Here is a 1108-nt window from a genome sequence, read left to right as displayed (position 1 = left end):
CGTCGGCCGCGCTTTTCTCGACGGCGGCCAGGACTTGCTGGACGCGTAGGCCGTCGGCGAATGAGGGTGCGGGGTCGGTGCCGGTGGTGATGGCTTCGAGGAAGTCCTTCACTTCGTGGGTGAAGGAGTGTTCGTAGCCGAGTCCGTGGCCGGGGGGCCACCAGGCTCCGGCGTAGGGGTGGCCGGACTCGGTGACGAGGATGCGGCGGAAGCCGGCTTCCTCGGGGGGCAGGGTGTGGTCGTGGAACCACAGTTCGTTCATGGCTTCGAAGTCGAAGCTCAGTGATCCGTGTGAGCCGTTGATTTCGATGCGCAGGGAGTTTTTGCGGCCGGAGGCGAAGCGGGTGGCTTCGAAGGAGGCCACGGCTCCGCCGGTGAAGCGGCCGAGGAACAGGGCGGTGTCGTCGACGGTGACTTCACCCTGTTCGGTGCCGCCGCTGGCGGCCAGGCCGGCGGAGGTATCGGCGAGGGGGCGGTTTTTGATGAAGGTCTCGGTGATGGCCGAGACTCCGGTGAGCAGGTCGCCGGTGATGTATTGGGCGGTGTCGATGATGTGGGCGCCGATGTCGCCGAGGGCGCCGGAGCCGGCTTTGTCTTTTTGGAGTCGCCAGACCAGGGGGAAGTCGGGGTCGGTGATCCAGTCTTGGAGGTATTGGGCGCGGACGTGGCGGATGGTGCCGAGCCGGCCCTGGGCGACGAGTTGGCGGGCCAGGGCGACGGCGGGGACGCGCCGGTAGTTGAAGGCGACCATGGAGCGGACGCCTCGGGTGGCGGCGTCTGCTGCCGCTGCTGCCATGGCTTCGGCTTCGGCGACGGTGTTGGCCAGGGGTTTTTCCACGATGACGTGTTTGCCGGCGGCCAGGGCGGCGATGGCGATCTCGGCGTGGGAGTCGCCGGGGGTGCAGATGTCGACGATCTGCACGTCGTCGCGGGTGATGAGGTTCTTCCAGTCGGTTTCCACGGCGGCCCAGCCGAGTTGGGCTGCCGCCGCTTCCGTGAGGTCCCTCGACCTGCCCGCGAGCACCGTCATGGACGGTGTCACGGGCAGGTCGAAGAACGCGCCGACACTTCGCCAGGCCTGGGAGTGCACACGTCCCATGAACGCGTA

At 67.7% G+C, this 1108-nt stretch carries 1 protein-coding gene; it reads right to left on the bottom strand.

The features are described 5' to 3' along the window. Positions 1–1108 (bottom strand): Gfo/Idh/MocA family protein (locus Psi02_RS39745; RefSeq protein WP_203981087.1); only part of this gene is annotated, 1108 nt, incomplete at both ends.

Source organism: Planotetraspora silvatica (genome assembly GCF_016863315.1).
Classification (GTDB): Bacteria; Actinomycetota; Actinomycetes; order Streptosporangiales; family Streptosporangiaceae; genus Planotetraspora; species Planotetraspora silvatica.
This window is presented reverse-complemented; position numbering and strand designations above follow the sequence as displayed.